Source organism: Streptomyces sp. TG1A-8 (assembly GCF_030499535.1).
Classification (GTDB): Bacteria; Actinomycetota; Actinomycetes; order Streptomycetales; family Streptomycetaceae; genus Streptomyces.
The window spans coordinates 3,698,837-3,716,258 of record NZ_JASTLB010000001.1; the positions used below are offsets into that span (position 1 = coordinate 3,698,837).

The 17,422-nt window shown below is 69.5% G+C and carries 13 protein-coding genes and 1 pseudogene; 7 read left to right on the plus strand and 7 right to left on the minus strand.

The window, feature by feature from the left end; translation table 11 throughout:
* The first annotated feature begins 2 nt into the window (after positions 1 to 2).
* The 6 genes and pseudogenes from yidC (at position 3) to QQY24_RS16075 (ending at position 5,819) form a co-directional block, all read left to right on the plus strand.
* On the plus strand, positions 3 to 1,271 hold the full coding sequence (gene yidC, locus QQY24_RS16050) for a membrane protein insertase YidC (RefSeq protein WP_301973371.1): 1,269 nt from the start codon (positions 3 to 5) through the stop codon (positions 1,269 to 1,271).
* Positions 1,272 to 1,286: 15 nt separating this feature from the next.
* The gene (locus tag QQY24_RS16055; protein ID WP_301973372.1) at positions 1,287 to 1,799 is read left to right on the plus strand and encodes a R3H domain-containing nucleic acid-binding protein; all 513 of its coding nucleotides are present in this window, start codon (positions 1,287 to 1,289) and stop codon (positions 1,797 to 1,799) included.
* Positions 1,800 to 1,918: 119 nt separating this feature from the next.
* Positions 1,919 to 2,634, plus strand: a pseudogene (gene rsmG / locus QQY24_RS16060) (16S rRNA (guanine(527)-N(7))-methyltransferase RsmG).
* A gap of 213 nt (positions 2,635 to 2,847) precedes the next feature.
* On the plus strand, positions 2,848 to 3,921 hold the full coding sequence (locus tag QQY24_RS16065; RefSeq protein ID WP_301976264.1) for a ParA family protein: 1,074 nt from the start codon (positions 2,848 to 2,850) through the stop codon (positions 3,919 to 3,921).
* On the plus strand, positions 3,918 to 5,012 hold the full coding sequence (locus tag QQY24_RS16070; RefSeq protein ID WP_301973373.1) for a ParB/RepB/Spo0J family partition protein: 1,095 nt from the start codon (positions 3,918 to 3,920) through the stop codon (positions 5,010 to 5,012). The genes QQY24_RS16065 and QQY24_RS16070 overlap by 4 nt, the downstream gene beginning before the upstream one ends.
* A gap of 189 nt (positions 5,013 to 5,201) precedes the next feature.
* The gene (locus tag QQY24_RS16075) at positions 5,202 to 5,819 is read left to right on the plus strand and encodes a GNAT family N-acetyltransferase (RefSeq protein ID WP_301973374.1); all 618 of its coding nucleotides are present in this window, start codon (positions 5,202 to 5,204) and stop codon (positions 5,817 to 5,819) included.
* Positions 5,820 to 5,915: 96 nt separating this feature from the next.
* Here QQY24_RS16075 and trxA read toward each other — a convergent pair whose 3' ends face one another.
* The 7 genes from trxA to QQY24_RS16110 all read right to left on the minus strand — a co-directional run bounded on the left by trxA (position 5,916) and on the right by QQY24_RS16110 (position 15,671).
* Positions 5,916 to 6,248, minus strand: coding sequence for a thioredoxin (gene trxA, locus QQY24_RS16080; RefSeq protein WP_301973375.1), 333 nt, complete (start codon positions 6,246 to 6,248; stop codon positions 5,916 to 5,918).
* A gap of 45 nt (positions 6,249 to 6,293) precedes the next feature.
* Positions 6,294 to 7,262, minus strand: a complete 969-nt coding sequence (gene trxB, locus QQY24_RS16085) for a thioredoxin-disulfide reductase (protein WP_301973376.1) — start codon at positions 7,260 to 7,262, stop codon at positions 6,294 to 6,296.
* 169 nt (positions 7,263 to 7,431) lie between these two features.
* Positions 7,432 to 8,367 (minus strand): anti-sigma factor, encoded by a 936-nt coding sequence (locus QQY24_RS16090; RefSeq protein ID WP_301973377.1) that lies wholly within the window; start codon positions 8,365 to 8,367, stop codon positions 7,432 to 7,434.
* Positions 8,364 to 9,089: an RNA polymerase sigma factor SigM gene (gene sigM, locus QQY24_RS16095; protein WP_301973378.1), complete on the minus strand. Its 726-nt coding sequence runs from the start codon at positions 9,087 to 9,089 to the stop codon at positions 8,364 to 8,366. The genes QQY24_RS16090 and sigM overlap by 4 nt, the downstream gene beginning before the upstream one ends.
* Before the next feature lie 22 nt (positions 9,090 to 9,111).
* Positions 9,112 to 10,812 carry a protein kinase family protein gene (locus tag QQY24_RS16100; RefSeq protein WP_301973379.1) on the minus strand — a complete coding sequence of 567 codons (1,701 nt, stop codon included), beginning with the start codon at positions 10,810 to 10,812 and terminating at the stop codon, positions 9,112 to 9,114.
* Between the two features lie 118 nt (positions 10,813 to 10,930).
* Complete coding sequence (gene murJ, locus QQY24_RS16105) at positions 10,931 to 13,258, minus strand: murein biosynthesis integral membrane protein MurJ (protein WP_301973380.1); 2,328 nt, start codon at positions 13,256 to 13,258, stop codon at positions 10,931 to 10,933.
* Between the two features lie 46 nt (positions 13,259 to 13,304).
* Positions 13,305 to 15,671, minus strand: a complete 2,367-nt coding sequence (locus QQY24_RS16110; RefSeq protein ID WP_301973381.1) for a DUF6049 family protein — start codon at positions 15,669 to 15,671, stop codon at positions 13,305 to 13,307.
* A 252-nt stretch (positions 15,672 to 15,923) separates the two neighbouring features.
* On the opposite strand from QQY24_RS16110, the gene QQY24_RS16115 reads away from it, so the two are divergent.
* A complete protein-coding gene (locus QQY24_RS16115) occupies positions 15,924 to 17,390 on the plus strand; it encodes a CCA tRNA nucleotidyltransferase (protein ID WP_301973382.1) in 1,467 nt (488 codons plus the stop codon).
* Positions 17,391 to 17,422 lie beyond the last annotated feature (32 nt).

Below are 17,422 nucleotides of genomic sequence, written 5' to 3' on the forward strand. Positions count from 1 at the left end.
TAGTGGACACGATTGCCAGCCTCTTCAGCTTCATCACGACACCTGTCTCCTGGGTCATCGTCCAGTTCCACACGGTGTACGGCACCATCTTCGGGCCGGACACCGGGTGGGCCTGGGGCCTGTCCATCGTGTCCCTGGTGATTCTGATCCGCATCTGCCTGATCCCGCTCTTCGTGAAGCAGATCAAGGCGACCCGGGCCATGCAGACGCTGCAGCCCGAGATGAAGAAGATCCAGGAGCGCTACAAGAACGACAAGCAGCGCCAGTCCGAAGAGATGATGAAGCTGTACAAGGAGTCGGGTACCAACCCGCTCTCCTCGTGCCTTCCCATCCTCGCGCAGTCCCCGTTCTTCTTCGCGCTGTACCACGTGCTCAATGGCATCGCCTCGGGCACGACCATCGGCGTCATCAACGAATCGCTGCTGGCCAGCGCCCGCAAGGCGCACATCTTCGGCGCCCCGCTCGCCGCGAAGTTCAAGGACGGCGCCGGCACCGTCCACGCCCTGGGCGCCACCCTCACCGACGTTCGAGTCGTCACCGCGCTCATGATCGTCCTGATGTCGGCGTCGCAGTTCTACACGCAGCGCCAGTTGATGACGAAGAACGTCGACACCACGGTGAAGACGCCGTTCATGCAACAGCAGAAGATGCTGATGTACGTCTTCCCCGTCATGTTCGCCGTCTTCGGCATCAACTTCCCGGTCGGTGTCCTCGTCTACTGGCTGACCACCAACGTGTGGACCATGGGCCAGCAGATGTACGTCATCCGCAACAACCCGACCCCGGGCTCCAAGGCCCAGGCCGCCTACCTGGAGCGTCTGACCCATCACGTGACGCACCACGGCAAGGTCCGTCGGCGCAGTGAGAAGACGATCATCAAGGCGATCGTCGCCAAGGGCCGCGACCGCAACGAGTTCGAGCGCAAGTTCATCAATGCGCTGAACAAGGCAGGCCTCGCCGCCCAGGCCGACGGCACCGTGGTGAAGAGCGAGACGCAGGACGTGGTGCAGACCGAGGACGGTACGGCCACGCCCGTCCCGGCCGTCCGGCGCCAGCAGCCCAAGCGTCAGACCAAGTCCCAGCGCCAGACCACCGCCAAGCAGGCGGACGAGATGCCGGCCACCTCGCTGGAGAAGTCCGACGAGCCGCAGGACCTCAAGCCCGCCGCTGCCAGGCAGCCGCAGAAGCCCGGCTCCGGCACCCGCAGCAAGGCCCAGTCCGGCCAGCGCAAGGGTGGCCCGCAGCGGCCCAAGTCCCCGTCCAAGAAGTAAGAAGGAGCCCATCCCGTGACGGAAGGCACCACCTCTGCCGCTGCCGAGGGTGCAGACACCCTGACCCGCCTGGAGCAGGAGGGTGAGATCGCTGCGGACTACCTGGAGGGTCTGCTGGACATCGCCGACCTCGACGGCGACATCGACATGGACGTCGAGGCCGACCGGGCCTCCGTGTCGATCATCAGCGACACCGATAGCCGCGACCTGCAGAAGCTGGTCGGCCGGGATGGCGAGGTGCTGGAGGCGCTCCAGGAGCTGACGCGTCTTGCCGTGCACCGGGAGACCGGTGACCGCAGCCGACTGATGCTGGACATCGCGGGCTACCGGTCCAAGAAGCGCGCCGAACTGTCCGAGCTGGGCGCCAATGCCGCCGCCGAGGTCAAGAGCACGGGCGAGCCGGTCCGCCTCCAGCCGATGACCCCGTTCGAGCGCAAGGTCGTGCACGACGCGGTCAAGGGCGCGGGCCTGCGCAGCGAGTCCGAGGGCGAGGAGCCGCAGCGGTTCGTCGTCGTGCTGCCCGCCTGATCCGGTCCTCTCGCCCCGGCCCCGTCTGCCCGCAGCGCAGACGGGGCCGATCTTTGTCAGCCTGGTAGTTCTGGTGGCCGGTGCATGGAGCACCGGCGCTGTACGGAAGGACGGTCCCCGTGACGGAGGCAGCGGAGCTTCCCCCGCACCCGAGCAGGCGCGGGAAGTATTCGGCGATCGCTTCGCCGATGCGGTCCGCTATGCGGAGCTGCTCGCCGAGGCAGGCGTGCAGCGGGGCCTGATCGGCCCGCGCGAAGTGCCCCGCCTGTGGGAGCGGCACCTGCTCAACTGTGCGGTGCTCTCCGAGGCCGTTCCCGAGGGCGTGACGGTGTGCGACGTCGGCTCGGGTGCCGGCCTGCCCGGTATCCCCCTGGCTCTGGTCCGGGAGGACCTGAACATCACTCTGCTGGAGCCGCTGCTGCGCCGTACGAACTTCCTCACCGAGGTCGTCGAACTGCTGGGGCTCGATCACGTCACCGTGGCGCGGGGGCGGGCCGAGGAGGTGATGGGCAAGCTGCCACCGGTCCACGTGGTGACCGCTCGCGCCGTGGCCCCGCTCGACCGCCTGGCCACGTGGGGCATCCCCTTGCTGCGCCCCTACGGTGAAATGCTCGCACTCAAGGGGGACACGGCCGAGGAGGAACTGAAGGCGGCGACCGCCGCGCTCTCCAAGCTCGGTGCGGTGTCGACGTCCATCCTGCACGTCGGTGAAGGGGTCGTGGACCCCCTGTCGACGGTGGTGCGCGTCGAGGTGGGGGAAAGTCCGGGCGGTGTACGGTTCGCGGCCAAACGGGCCAAGGCCGCTCGCACGGGACGGGTCCGCAGGCGACGGTAACGGAGTGTCGTGGGGGTTCGGCCGCCGATGCTGTGCATCGTGTTTCACGTGAAACATCGCTCACTGTTGCACGGCATCATCAGTCGCGGTCGCCGTGCGGCCGAACCCCGCGACCGAAAGCCTCTCGGTTCACTCGCGAAGGTTCCGGAGTTGCCCACAGAGGTGGGTTTCTCCACAGAACACCAGGCCTCACTGGTTCACGACCCCGAAGGCATGGGAGGCTCTGTTCATTGCGAGCCTGAAGTCGAGGAGAGTGAATCCTTGCGGTCCGACGCCAACATCGCGGGACCGATGACCGATCCGGTCCCCGGTCCCCGTGCCGAGTCGATGAGGGCGGATGTTTCACGTGAAACACCGCCTCCGATGGACGACACTCCCATCGGTCATGCTGCCCAACTGGCGCTGGAGGCTCTGGGGCGCGCCGACGACGGTCTGCCGCGGCCGGAGCAGACCCGGGTGATCGTGGTCGCCAATCAGAAGGGCGGTGTGGGCAAGACGACGACGACCGTCAACCTGGCCGCTTCGCTCGCTCTGCACGGCGCCCGGGTCCTGGTCATCGACCTCGATCCGCAGGGCAACGCCTCCACGGCGCTGGGCATTGATCACCACGCCGAGGTGCCTTCCATCTATGACGTGTTGGTGGAGAGTCGGCCCCTCTCCGAGGTCGTCCAGCCGGTCCCGGATGTCGAAGGCCTTTTCTGTGCCCCCGCCACCATCGATCTCGCCGGTGCGGAGATCGAGCTGGTGTCACTGGTGGCCCGCGAGAGCCGGCTGCAGCGGGCGATCCAGGCGTACGAGCAGCCGTTGGACTACATCCTCATCGACTGCCCGCCCTCCCTGGGGCTGCTGACGGTCAACGCGATGGTCGCGGGCCAGGAGGTCCTCATCCCCATCCAGTGCGAGTACTACGCGCTGGAAGGCCTGGGTCAGCTGCTGCGCAACGTCGACCTGGTGCGGGGGCACCTCAACCCCGCCCTGCATGTATCGACGATCCTGCTCACCATGTACGACGGCCGGACGCGACTGGCGTCCCAGGTCGCGGAAGAGGTGCGCAGCCACTTCGGCGACGAGGTGCTGCGGACGAGCATTCCCCGCTCGGTCCGCATCTCCGAGGCGCCGAGCTACGGGCAGACGGTGCTGACCTACGATCCGGGATCGAGCGGTGCCCTGTCCTATCTTGAGGCGGCCCGAGAAATCGCGCTGAGGGGGGTCGGTGTCAGCTACGACCCGAGCCAGGCCCACAGCGGTGTCCAGAACAACCCGAGCATGGTGGAGGGGATCCAGTGAGTGAGCGACGGAGGGGGTTGGGCCGTGGCCTCGGCGCGCTGATTCCCGCTGCCCCGACCGAGAAGGCCCCGGCTGCGACCACGATCGTGGGAGGGGGATCCGCCTCTCCCGGGGCGGTGCCGGTACTGACGGCCGACCGCGGTGTGGCCGCGGCCAAGGTCGCCACGCTGCCTCCCGTGCCTCCGGAAGCCGAGGAGCCCTCGACGAGTCCGGCGGAGGTGCCCGTGCCCCCGGTGGGCGCTCACTTCGCCGAGCTCCCCCTCGACTCCATCACGCCGAACCCGCGCCAGCCGCGCGAGGTCTTCGACGAGGACGCCCTCCATGAGCTGGTCACCTCCATCAAGGAGGTCGGCCTTCTCCAGCCCGTGGTTGTACGGCAGATGGGCCCCGCCCGCTACGAGCTGATCATGGGGGAGCGTCGCTGGCGCGCCTGTCGCGAGGCCGGACTCGACGCCATCCCGGCGATCGTCCGGGCCACGGAGGACGAGAAGCTCCTCCTGGACGCCCTGCTGGAGAACCTGCACCGTGCACAGTTGAACCCACTGGAAGAAGCAGCCGCCTACGACCAGCTCCTGAAGGACTTCAACTGCACGCACGACCAGCTGGCCGACCGCATCGGGCGCTCCCGTCCGCAGGTCTCCAACACCCTGCGGCTGCTGAAGCTTTCGCCGGCCGTCCAGCGCAGGGTCGCCGCGGGCGTCCTCTCCGCAGGACACGCGCGTGCCCTGCTGTCCGTTGATGACTCGGAGGAACAGGACCGGTTGGCTCATCGCATCGTGGCCGAGGGCCTCTCGGTGCGGGCCGTCGAGGAGATCGTGACCCTGATGGGCTCGCGTCCCCAGGCCACACAGCGTGTCAAGGGGCCGCGGGCCGGTGCCCGGCTCTCTCCCGCCCTGAGTGAACTGGCGACCCGTCTGTCCGACCGCTTCGAGACCCGGGTCAAGGTCGACCTGGGACAGAAGAAGGGCAAGATCACCGTCGAGTTCGCCTCCATGGAGGACCTGGAGCGGATCCTGGGCACTCTCGCCCCGGAGGAGGGTCCGGTCCTGCAGAGCGCTCAGGAGGGCGGCTCCGGGGACCAGGACGACTGACCTTCGGGAGCTCCCGCCACGGTCGGGGTCGTCAGAAGCCGCAGGGTGCGGATCGCGTCCGGTGCATACCGGCTCGCGGTCCGCTCTTTGCTGTGTGGCGGTGTCAGGGCAATCGCATCGTGGATACGATGCGAAGGGAAGAGCAGCCGCTCGTGCTGCGGCGAGCGAAGGAAGCGAGGAACAGCCTTCATGGGGCGTCGGCTCGTACCGCTCACGCTGGACAACCTGCAAGATCTCCCCCAGCGCTGCCGCTCCTGCGTCTTCTGGGAGCTGGACCCCGTGAGCGGCGAGGCCGCGGTGAAGGGGGGCACCTCCACGTCGGAGAAGGAGGCCTGGATCTCCGCCGTCCTGCTGGACTGGGGATCGTGCGGCCGGGTGGTCTACGTCGATGACGTCCCGGTCGGCTTCGTGCTCTACGCGCCACCGGCTTACGTACCCCGCTCGGCGGCGTTCCCCACGAGTCCCGTCTCCCCCGATGCCGTCCAGCTCATCACGGCGTTCATCATGCCCGGCTATCAGGGACAGGGACTGGGTCGCGTGATGGTGCAGACGGTGGCCAAGGACCTGTTGCGCCGGGGGTTCAAGGCGATCGAGGCGTTCGGCGATGCGCGCTGGCAGGAACCCGCCTGCCTGCTGCCGGCCGACCACCTCTTGGCCGTGGGCTTCAAGACGATGCGTCAGCACCCGACGCACCCCCGTCTGAGGCTGGAGCTGCGCTCGACGCTCTCCTGGAAGGAAGACGTGGAAATGGCTCTCGACCGGCTCCTGGGAGCCGTCCAGAAGGAGCCGGCGCTGCGGCCGTTGTAGCAACCGGTGCCAGCCGTGGTGGCCGGCTTCAGCCAGAGGTCATGGAAGAAGGGGCCGACCCTCCCGGGTCGGCCCCTTCTTGTTTCACGTGAAACGTCACTCGGCGATGAAGTCACCGAGGTCGCGCACGAGAGCCGCCTTCGGCTTGGCGCCCACGATCGTCTTGACGACCTCGCCGCCCTGGTAGACGTTCAGGGTGGGGATGGACATGACGCCATACTTGGCGGCCGTACCCGGGTTCTCGTCGATGTTGAGCTTCACGATCTCGATCTTGTCACCGTGCTCGGCGGCGATCGCCTCGAGGGACGGGGCGATCTGGCGGCAGGGACCGCACCACTCGGCCCAGAAGTCCACCAGGACGGGCTTGTCGCTCTTGAGGACGTCCTGCTCGAAGGAGTCGTCGGTCACTTTCTTCAGGGTGCCGGCCACTGAGGGCTCCTTAACTTGATCGTACGGTGGGGAGGAAAGGGAGGGTCAGACGGCCGTCTTCTCGGGTTCGGCCTTGTCCTCGTCCGCGAGGGCGGCGAGGAAGCGCTCGGCGTCGAGGGCGGCGGAGCAGCCGGTGCCGGCCGCGGTGATCGCCTGACGGTAGGTGTGGTCGACCACGTCACCGGCGGCGAAGACGCCGGTGACGTTGGTGCGCGTGGACGGCGAGGCGACCTTCAGGTACCCCTCCTCGTCCAGGTCCAGCTGACCCTTGAAGAGCTCGGTGCGCGGGTCGTGGCCGATCGCGATGAACAGACCCGTCACGGGCAGATCCGACAGCTCACCGGTCTTGATGTTGCGCAGCTTCAGACCGGAGAGCTTCTGGTCGCCCTGGATTTCGGCGACCTCGCTGTCCCAGACGAACTTGATCTTCGAGTCGCCGAACGCGCGCTCCTGCATCGCCTTGGAGGCGCGCAGAGTGTCACGGCGGTGGACGATCGTCACCGACTTGGCGAACCGGGAGAGGAAGGTGGCTTCCTCCATCGCGGTGTCGCCACCGCCGATCACGGCGATGTCCTGGTCCTTGAAGAAGAAGCCGTCACAGGTGGCACACCAGGAGACACCACGGCCGGAGAGGGCGTCCTCGTTGGGCAGTCCGAGCTTGCGGTGCTGCGAACCGGTGGTGATGATGACGGCCTTCGCCCGGTGCACCGCGCCCGCGGTGTCGGTGACGGTCTTGATCTCACCGGTCAGGTCGACGGAGACGATGTCGTCCGGGATCAGTTCGGCACCGAAGCGCTCGGCCTGGGCCCGCATGTTGTCCATCAGGTCGGGACCCATGATGCCGTCGCGGAAGCCAGGGAAATTCTCCACCTCGGTGGTGTTCATGAGCGCACCGCCGGCGGTGACGGCGCCTTCGAACACCAGGGGCTTCAGCGACGCGCGCGCGGTGTAGAGCGCCGCCGTGTAGCCTGCGGGCCCTGAACCGATGATGATCACGTTACGGACGTCGCTCACGGCTTGATTCCTCGTCTCTGGTCTGTGTCAGTCGACCGGTGGGAGCGCCTTTCAGAACTCTCACCCCACCCAACGGATCCTACGGGGCGCGCATTCCCGGTGTGCCCGGGCACACGAGGATCGCTCGCCGTATGGATGACCGCCAGGGTCGGGACGAACCTCGCTCGCTTCAAGGACGGACGAGGGACTGCTTCAGTAGAACCTTGCCCGTGGGTGTGGTCTGCTGACGGACGCAAGAGGCATCGATGACGTAGGCGGTGACGCGGGAGCCGTCCTCGGCATTGGGCACCACGACGAGATAGGCGGTCTTCCCGGCGTAGGTCCCGGGCTTGGCGCCGAGGACGCTGCTGTGGGAGGCGAGCGCCTGCCGGACGCAGTCGGGAACCGGCACTTCGGTCTCAAGCAGGGTGTTCGCGCTCTGGGTTGCCGTGGGGGTGTCCTCGTCGGATCCGGTGCCCCGGGGGTGTTGCCCGGATTCGCGCGGCAGGCTCTTCTTGGTGGCGAGCAGATCCGTCACCTGGCTCTGCACGCTCGCTCCGGAAAAGCCGGCGGCCGACGCCGACGGCCTGCCGTGAGCCGTTGTATCGGAGGTGCCGCTTCCCAGGGACTGGAGGAGAAGCGAACCGGCTCCGAGGAGGGCGGCTGTGAGGACGGCTCCCAGGGCGGCGATCCTCTTGCGTCGGCTGCGGCCGTGATTCTTGCGTCCGGGGCCGGTGGCCGTCCGCGGGCGCCCGGCGGGACGGTCCGCCGAAATCGATGTTTCACGTGAAACATGCCGCTCGGTGCTCGTCCCGGTCGGCTCGCCCGGTGCCCCGGCCCGGACCGGCCCGTCGTCGCCCGCGGGGGCGGTGGCACTCAGCAGCGCTTCAGCGGCGAGGGCGGTGTCGATACGGCCCGCGACATCCACCGGCATGCGGGGAGGACCCGGCACCGTTCCCAGGAGATTCCGGATCTCCTCCAGCGAGGCGTGGGCATCCGCGCACAGCTCGCAGGCGTCAAGGTGGCGCCGGACCTCCGCGCTCCGGGCCGGGGGAAGGAGCCCCTCGGTGAGGTCGGAGATCTCCATGACGTCCGGATGCCCGGCCGTGTCCGATGTGGAAGTCACGCTCGCCCACCTCCGCCCTTCACTACGGCTGAATCGCTCGGCCCCGTGTCTCCGCAGACCCCGCCCGGGGACCCGGTCGAAGGTGGGACGGACGCTCCCGGTGCCCGGTTCCGTGCCCGGCCGGGTTCTTTCTCGCCACCGGTGGTTCCGGGTCGCAGATGGGTCAGCAGCGGGACCAGTCTGGTCCGTCCCCGGGCGCACCGGCTCTTGACGGTACCGACAGGCACGTCGAGGATTCGAGCGGCCTCCGCCACGGGGTATCCCTGCATGTCCACGAGGACCAGGGCCGCGCGCTGCTCGGGCGGAAGGGTGCCCAACGCCTCCAGGAGCTGGCGGTGCAGGTCGTTCCGCTCCGCCGGTGCGGAGGCCGACTCATGGGGGTCCAGCAACTGTTCCAGCCGCTCGGGATCGTCGACCGGAGCGGTCTTCCTCGACGCGGCCTTGCGGGCGCGGTCCAGGCAGGCGTTCACCGTGATCCGATGCAACCACGTCGTGACGGCCGACTGACCCCGGAAGGTACGGGCGGCCCGGTAGGCGGACACCAGAGCGTCCTGCACCGCGTCAGCGGCCTCCTCGCGGTCCCCCAGCGTCCGCAGCGCGACGGCCCAGAGCCGGTCCCGGTGCCGCCGCACGATCTCACCGAAGGCATCGGGGTCGCCTTCGACATGGCGGGTGAGCAGGTCCTGATCGCTCACTCCGTCGTATCCGGCGCCCTCAGCCATCCGTCCCTCCCCGGTGGAGACCTCAGCTGGTCACCTTGATGTCCGCCACCCTGCCCCGCCAGTGACCCTCGTTGTCCGCGGGCAGCTTGGTCAGCCACACCAGGAGGTACCGGGTCCTGAGGGACTTGCCGGGCCGGAGCACCACCGTCGTGCCCGAGCCGCCGGCCGCCTTGCCGTAGGCGTCGAAAGTCGTCGGCTCCGAGCCCGCGTCCGCCGCGGCGGCCCGCAGCTCCACCGAGGTTTCCCCCACGAAGGTGACGGTCGCCTTCCCGACCCGCTGGACCTTGCCCAGGTCGAGGATGACACCGACGCCCGACTTCAGGCGGCCGAAGTCCGGGCTCAGGTAGAAGTCCGTCTGCCAGTAGGTGGCCGTGCTGTTGTCGTAGACCTTCCCTATGTCGCGCGGCTTCTCGGACTGGTCCGTACCGAACGGGTCGAAGTCGCGGGCACCCTGGATGGGGACGGGCCTGCCGGACGTCAGTTTCGTCGGACTCTTGTCGCCCCCGTCCGTCGTCTGCACCTTGTCGGTGTCGTCGGAGTTGCCGCCCCGGTCCATCAGAGCGTCCGCCAACTGCCAGCTGCCGAGCCCGAGCGCGGCGATGAGCAGGGCCGAGACGGCCCACTTCAGGGCCTTGCCGGTGCGGCTCTGCAACGGGGGCGGAGGGGGCACGATCGGCTGGGGGGAACCCGGGCGCGGGGCCGGACGGCCGTAGGAGCCCTGTTGGTACGTCGTGCGCTGGTACTCCGGCGGGGCCGTGAACGCCGGCTCCGGCGGGCGGATGCGGGGCATCTCGCCGATCGCCTTCACCAGCTCCTCAGGCGTGGTGCACGGCGCCTCGTGCCGGGAGGCGGTCGCGCCGTCGTTGACCAGGGCCCGCATGGCGAGTTCGGACAGGCCGCGGTGGACACCGGCCCGCACCTGGTCCGGCGCGATCAGACCGATGTCCTTGGGCAGTCCGGACAGGCCGTGGGCGTCGTTCTCGTACGGCCAGCGCTGGGTCAGTGCCGCGTAGAGCAGGGCGCCGATGGACTCGGTGTCGGTGCGCTGGGGGGTGTCGGAGCTGATCCCGCGCAGCGCGGCGTTCACGGCGAGGCCCCGGATGCGCCATTGCCCGGTGGAGGTGCGCAGGACGGCGCTCGGGTTCAATCGCAGATGGGCGAGGCCTTCGCGGTGCGCGGCGGCCATGGCGGAGGCGATCTGACTGACCATTTGGTAGGCGTCGTGGGGCTCCAGCGGACCGGCCGCGAGCAACGCGGTCAGTTCGGTGGCGTCGGGCAGCCATTCGTGCACGACGTACACGAGGTCGTTCTCCTCGACGGCGTCGAGGACCTGGACGAAGCGCGGGTCGCCGAGCAGCGCGGACGAACGGGCTGCGGCAAGGACGGAACGGGCCCGCACGTGCTCCGCGGGCAGGATGTGGACGCCGACGGCGCGACGGAGTTTCTCGTCGACCGCACGCCAACTGCTGAACCCGTCCAGACGGGTGACGCACTCCTCCAGCCGGTAGCGTCTGGCGAGCTTGTGGCCACTGTGCAGTTCGGGCGCCGAGGCCTTCTTCCCGGGGCCCCCGGTGCCCGTGCTCCCCTGCGCCTCGTCGCCGTCCGTGTTCCGCTCCGGGTTCTGGGCCACGCCGTCGGCCGTGGACTGGTCCGCCGCCGCGGTCAGCGGTTGATCACCGCTGTTGTCTGCCACGTCGACGGCAGCCGTGCTCCGTTCCGCCACCGTCGTCCCTGCCTCCCCATCCGTTGCACACTGTCCGACGCCGAAACCAATTGTGCCCACAGTCTGCCGCCATGCACGACACGCGGCGGCGGACGATGGTTGTGCGCCTACCCCCGCCTCAGCGGCCCAGACGCCCGCGCACCATTCCCACGAGTGAGTTGAGCTCCTCGATCCGCATGCGGCGGGCGGCGACGAAGAAGACGCCCAGAAGGACGACGCCGCCGGCGATCAGTGCCGCGAAGGAGCCCACCACCCCCTGGCCGAGGACGTGTCCGATGCCGTAGCAGGCCGCACCGCTGAGCAGGGCCGCGGGAACCGAGGCGATGCCCAGCCGGGCGTAGGTCCGCAGCACCCGCGCTCCGTCCAGGTCACCGCCGAGCCGCTTGCGCAGCCTGCGCCAGGCGACGCCCACACCGATGGCGTAGGCGAGGCCGTACGAGGCGGCCATGCCCGCGACCGCCCAGCGGGACGGCAGCAGGAAGTAGCAGAGCACCGAGGCGCCCGCGTTCACCACCGCCACGATGACGGTGTTGTAGAAGGGGGTGCGGGTGTCCTCGTAGGCGTAGAAGGCGCGCAGGACGACGTACTGCACCGAGTACGGGATCAGGCCGAGGCCGAAGGCCATCAGCATGTAACCCATGTTGGTGGCCTCGCTGGTGCCCGAGGAACCGAAGATCAGCGTGCACATCGGGATGCCGAGCGAGACGAATCCGAAGGCGATGGGCACGATGGCGACCGCCGTGGTCCTCAGGCCCTGGGAGATGTCGTCCCGGACGGCCCCGCCGTCGCCCTCGGCCGCCGAGCGCGAGATGCGCGGCAGCAGGGCGGCCATCAGGGACACCGTCACGATGGCCTGCGGCAGACCCCAGATCAGCTGGGCGTTGGCGTAGGCCGCGAAACCGGTGCCCGCGACGTCCGAGTCCTTGCCGGCGGCGGTGGACAGCTGGGTGACGATCATCGCGCCGGCCTGGTTGGCGAGGACGAACAGGACCGTCCACTTGGCGAGCATCGCGGCCTTGCCCAGGCCGTGGCCCCTCCAGTCGAAGCGCAGCCGGATCCGGAAACCCGTCTCGCGCAGGTACGGGATCATCGCCAGGGCCTGTACGACCAGACCGAGCAGCACACCGGCGCCGAGCAGCCGCTGACCCTGCGGGGGGATGTTCGTGACGGTCATGTGGGAGTCGGCGGCGGCGCCGTAGACGTAGATGAACATCCCGAGCGTCACGATGATGACGATGTTGTTCAGCACCGGGGTCCACATCATCGCGCCGAACTTGCCGCGCGCGTTGAGGATCTGACCCATCACCACGTGGATGCCCATGAAGAAGATCGAGGGCAGGAAGTAGCGGGTGAACGTGACCGCCACGTCGTTGGCCGCCGGGTTGGTGGCGACCGAGTTCGACAGCAGGCGGACCAGCAGCGGTGCCCCGAACATGGCGAGCCCGGTGAGCGCGGCCAGAGCCACCATCACGACGGTCAGCAGGCGGTTGGCGAAGGCCTCGCCGCCGTCCTCGTCCTCCTTCATGGCCCGCACCAGCTGGGGCACGAAGACGGAGTTGAGTCCACCGCCGACGGTGAGGATGTAGATCATCGTCGGCAACTGGTAGGCGACCTGGAAGGAGTCGCCGAGGACGCCGAGGCCCAGCGCCGAGACGATCAGCGCGGAGCGGACGAAGCCGGTGAGACGGGAGACCATCGTGCCCGCGGCCATCACCGCGCTGGACTTCAGCAGCCCGGAGGCGCGTCCGCCCTTCTTCGCGGCCGGGGCCGCCGCGGGCGCGGGCTTCCCGGCGGGACCGGACGGGCCGGAGGCCGTGGCCGGCACGGCAGTCCGCGGCGGGTTCCCAGCGGGGGCGGTGCCCCGGTACGGGGTCCCGGTGGGGTGGTTCGGGTACTGCGGGCCGTGGGCCGGGGACGGCGCCGGGTACGGTCCCGCGGGCCCCTGCCCGGCCTCCGCCACGGCCGCACCGGGGGGCTCCATGGCCCCGCCGCCCTGCTGCTGGTCCCGGAAGAGGTGCGCGAACGCGTCCGGCTCGTGGTACTCCTCGCCGGAGTGTGTGACCAGGTCGTCCACGCCCACGAACCGGGTCGAGCGGGGATCGTCGCCGTACGGCAGGTACGGTGTCGCGCCGTCCGGCTCCGGTGCCGGCGTCTGCGCCCACACCTGCGGGTCGGGCGCGTAGGGGGACTGGGCCGGCGGGCCGTACAGCGGATGCTCGTGCGTGCCGGGGGGCGGCGGCGGGTGCGCGGCACGGTCGTAGAGCGCCTCGGCGACCGGGTCCTGGGCGGCGAGGTCCCGCGCCCGGTAGGGGTCCTGGTCGTAGGCGTCCTGGAGGTACCTGTCCGCCGCGTGCTGCGGCGGCACCTGGCCGGGCTCGTGCGGGGACCCGGGGTAACCCGGGCCGGCCGCGCCCTGGCCGCGGTCACCGTCGTACGGCGCGTTCATGGTTACCCCACCTCATCGTCCCGGGCCACACCGGCCACGACATCGCTCAACGGTCCACTCTCTCACCCGTCCCGGACGGGTCGGCGCTTTCCGGTGCGGTGTCCGGTGCCGGGTCACTCAGCTGCTCCGGCTCATCCTCTCCCGCCGGGACACGGGACTTCTCCGTGAGACGGTCCCCGGAGGTGTCCGGGTTCCCTGGTCCGTCACCGTCGTCGTCCCCCGCCGGGGCCGGGCCGCCGTCCTCGGCCTGGCGGGCGGCCGCGCGCTTGCGCTGGGTGTACATCCGGAAGCCGGCGAGGACCAGGAGCAGCACACCGCCGCCGATGACCAGCATGACCGTGGGTGTGACCTCGGTGACCTTCACGTCGAAGCTGACGGGGTCGCCGTACTCCTGGCCGTCCTCGGTGTAGAGCCGGGCGATGACCGTGACCCGGCCGTTGGCGTTGGCCGAGGTGGTGAACTTCACGGACTGGCTGTGTCCGCCGGAGACGTCGACGCGCTGCTCCGCATAGGGCCTGCCGCCGATCTTCAAACGGGTCGGCATCGTGGAGGTGAGCCGCAGGACCAGGTGGCCGACCGGCTGGACGAGGTTGTTCTGGACGGTCACCGGGATCGTGGCACTGCGTCCGGAGAGCTTCGTCTCGGACTTGTCGATCAGCTTGACCTGGTCGGTGAGGTCGTCGAGCCAGGACTCGACACCGCTGCGGAAAGCGTCCGCCTCGGTGCTCCGGCCCCGCCAGGACGTGGACATCTCACGGTCTATGGCCCGCCCGAACGGGGTGACCACGCGCGACCGGTCGCTGAGGACCACCTGGAAGTTGTCGAGCTTGTCCTGCGTGCGTGCGATCTGCTCGAAGGCCGACCGGGGCAGCTCCCGCCTGCGCAGTGAGGAGGGATACGCGGACGTCGGGGGGACGCGGGTGGAGGCGCTCGGGTCGGGCTTGGCCGCGGCCGCCGCGCCCAGGCCCTGCGCCTGCGACCAGGTCCCGCCCTGCAGTGCTCTGAGTGCTGCGGCCATCGCCTGGGCCTGGTTCGCCGAGGGCATGCGCTGCGGAGCCACGACGATGCTGCGCTGCTTGTCGGTCTGGGCGTTCACCTCCAGGCTCTGGGCCAGGAACCGCTGCACGGCGAGCGTGGCCGAGTGCGCCCCGGTCAGGTCGCCCTCGAACGCCCTCGACAGCCGTGCGTCGGCGACCACCGCGGTCGTGCCGCCGCCGATCGGGCGGGCGGCGGAGGGGGTGTAGGACAGTCCGGCGGACTCCTCCATGCTGTCACTGCGGGCGATGATCCGGTCGGCGCCGGCCGAGGTGGCGACCTTGATGATCGAGGGGTCCACGGCGCCCTCCACCGGCCAGGCGAACTCGGTGCTGGGCGTGACGTGCAGCACGGTCTCGACGGTGGTGGCGGCGACGTCGGTGGCGTCCTTGAGGTGACTGAGCGAGCCGGTGACGCTGGTGCCGCTGTGCGCCAGCGAGGCCAGGTCGGGGTCGGCGTAGGGCAGCGCGACCACCTCCTTGCCGGTCACCGCCTTCTGCAGGTCGGCGAGCCACCGCTGGGCGACCGCCCGGTGGGTGCCGGCCGTGGTGGTGTCGCCGTCGCCCTGCAGCCGGTAGCTGTCCGCCATCGCGTCGACCGAGGCCAGCAGGTCGGGATCGATCACCCAGGTGACGTCGAGGTCCTTGCCCAGGTCCACCATCTGCGCCAGGCGGCCCCCCGGTGCGATCTCCTCGGCAAGGTCGTCGTCGAGGAAGACGGGCGTCTGCAGTTCACCGGCGCCCGTCCTGGCCGTCATGTGGGCCGTGGAGAGCAGCGGCCACAGAAAGGTCGTCCTCGTCCGGGTGCCGGCCTCGGACGGCTGCCAGGGAAGGAACGTCCGCTGGATGCCCAGCGTCTGCTCCCAGGGCCGGGCGGAGGTCCGGCCGGAGAGGGCGACGTCGAACTCGTAGACGCCGTCCCGGCCCAGGTCGAGCCGGTCCACCGGGACGGAGATGCTGAAGTGCTCGGCGACGCCCGGGGTCAGCTTCGCGAACTTCTCGACGTACTTCCCGCCGACCTCGGAGCCGGTGCCGGTCTGCAGGTCGTCGGCGTGCCGGGCGACGTCGTCGATCGCCGAGCGGGTGTTCAGCAGGGGGCCCGTGTGCAGGCCCACGTGCGCACCGGTGACGGCCTGCTTGCCGTTGTTGGTCACCGTGCCGGACACGGTCAGCGTGTCCCCGTCCGTGGGGGCGCTGGGGCTGAGCGAGTCCAGGGAGACGGACACGGCGCCCGGGGAGGCGGCCTGCGCGGGCGCTGCGGCGGGCAACTGCAGAAGTCCGGCCAGCAGAGGTGCTCCGGCGAGCAGTGCTCCGGTGTGCCGCAACCACCGGCGGGCAGGTGAGGCACTGGTCCCCTGGAAGTCAGCCGCCTCGGCCACGCGCTCGCCCGTCCCTCGTCGTCAGTGGTCGTCGGAATGTGCGTCCACGCATGGTAACGATGCTCGCGGAGGGGAAGTGCCGCGGTCTGCTCCGCAAGATCGGGGAGCCGCAGGCACACGTCCTCTGTATCCAGTATCGCGAGAAGAATGACGTTATGCCGCAAGAGCGGTGCCTGTGCGGGTATGGCGAGGGGTGTTCGCGCGCTCCGGCCAGGCGTCCCCGACCGTCCGGGCCACGTACCCTCTTTTGTTGTGCCGAACGCCAATGAAGACACTCCCTCTGCCCTGAGCCAGGCGCAGCAGCGCGCGGTGAGCGAGCTGCTGCGGGTGGCCCCCGTCGCCGACGACCTCGCCCGCCGTTTCCAGGAGGCCGGGTTCTCGCTCGCCCTGGTGGGCGGCTCGGTCCGCGACGCGCTGCTCGGCCGGCTGGGCAACGACCTGGACTTCACCACCGACGCCCGCCCCGAGGACGTACTGAGGATCGTGCGGCCCTGGGCGGACGCCGTCTGGGAGGTGGGGATCGCCTTCGGCACGGTCGGTGTGCAGAAGAGCGTCCGGGTCGGGGACACCGAGGGCCACTTCCAGATCGAGATCACCACTTACCGGTCGGAGGCGTACGACCGCACCTCGCGCAAGCCGGAGGTCTCGTACGGCGACTCCATCGAGGAAGACCTGGTCCGCCGCGACTTCACGGTCAATGCGATGGCCGTGGCACTGCCGGAGAAGGAGTTCATCGATCCGTACGGCGGTCTCAAGGACCTCGCGGCCCGGGTGCTGCGCACTCCCGGCACGCCCGAGGAGTCGTTCTCGGACGATCCGCTGCGGATGATGCGGGCCGCCCGGTTCGCCGCTCAGCTGGACTTCGAGATCGCCCCCGAGGTCGTCACCGCGATGACGGAGATGGCCGGGCGGATCGAGATCGTCTCCGCGGAACGGGTCCGGGACGAGCTGAACAAGCTGATCCTCTCCGCGCACCCGCGCAAGGGGCTGGCTCTGCTGGTCGACGCCGGGCTGGCCGATCGGGTCCTGCCCGAGCTGCCCGCCCTGCGGTTGGAGAGCGACGAGCACCACCGGCACAAGGACGTCTACGAGCACACGTTGATCGTGCTGGAACAGGCGATCGCCCTGGAGCAGGACGGTCCGGATCTGGCACTGCGCCTGGCCGCGCTGCTTCACGACATCGGCAAGCCGCGCACGCGCCGCTTCGAGAAGGACGGCCGGGTCTCCTTCCATCACCATGAAGTGGTCGGTGCGAAGCTGACCAAGAAGCGCATGACGGCCCTGAAGTACTCCAACGAGCTGGTGAAGGACGTCTCACGGCTCGTCGAACTCCACCTGCGCTTCCACGGCTACGGCACCGGGGAGTGGACGGACTCCGCGGTCCGCCGTTATGTCCGTGACGCGGGACCGCTCCTGGGCCGGTTGCACAAGCTGACCCGTTCCGACTGCACGACGCGGAACAAGCGCAAGGCGATCGCCCTGTCCCGGGCCTACGACGGCCTGGAGGAGCGCATCGCCCAGCTCCAGGAGCAGGAGGAGTTGGGCGCGATCCGCCCGGACCTGGACGGCAACCAGATCATGGAGATTCTGGGTGTCGGTCCCGGCCCGGCCGTCGGCAAGGCGTACAAGCACATGCTGGAGCTGCGGCTGGAGAACGGCCCGATGGAGCATGACGAGGCGGTGGCAGCCCTCAAGAAGTGGTGGGCTGAGCAGGGCTGATGCCGTGGAGCCGGGATGTGTTTCACGTGAAA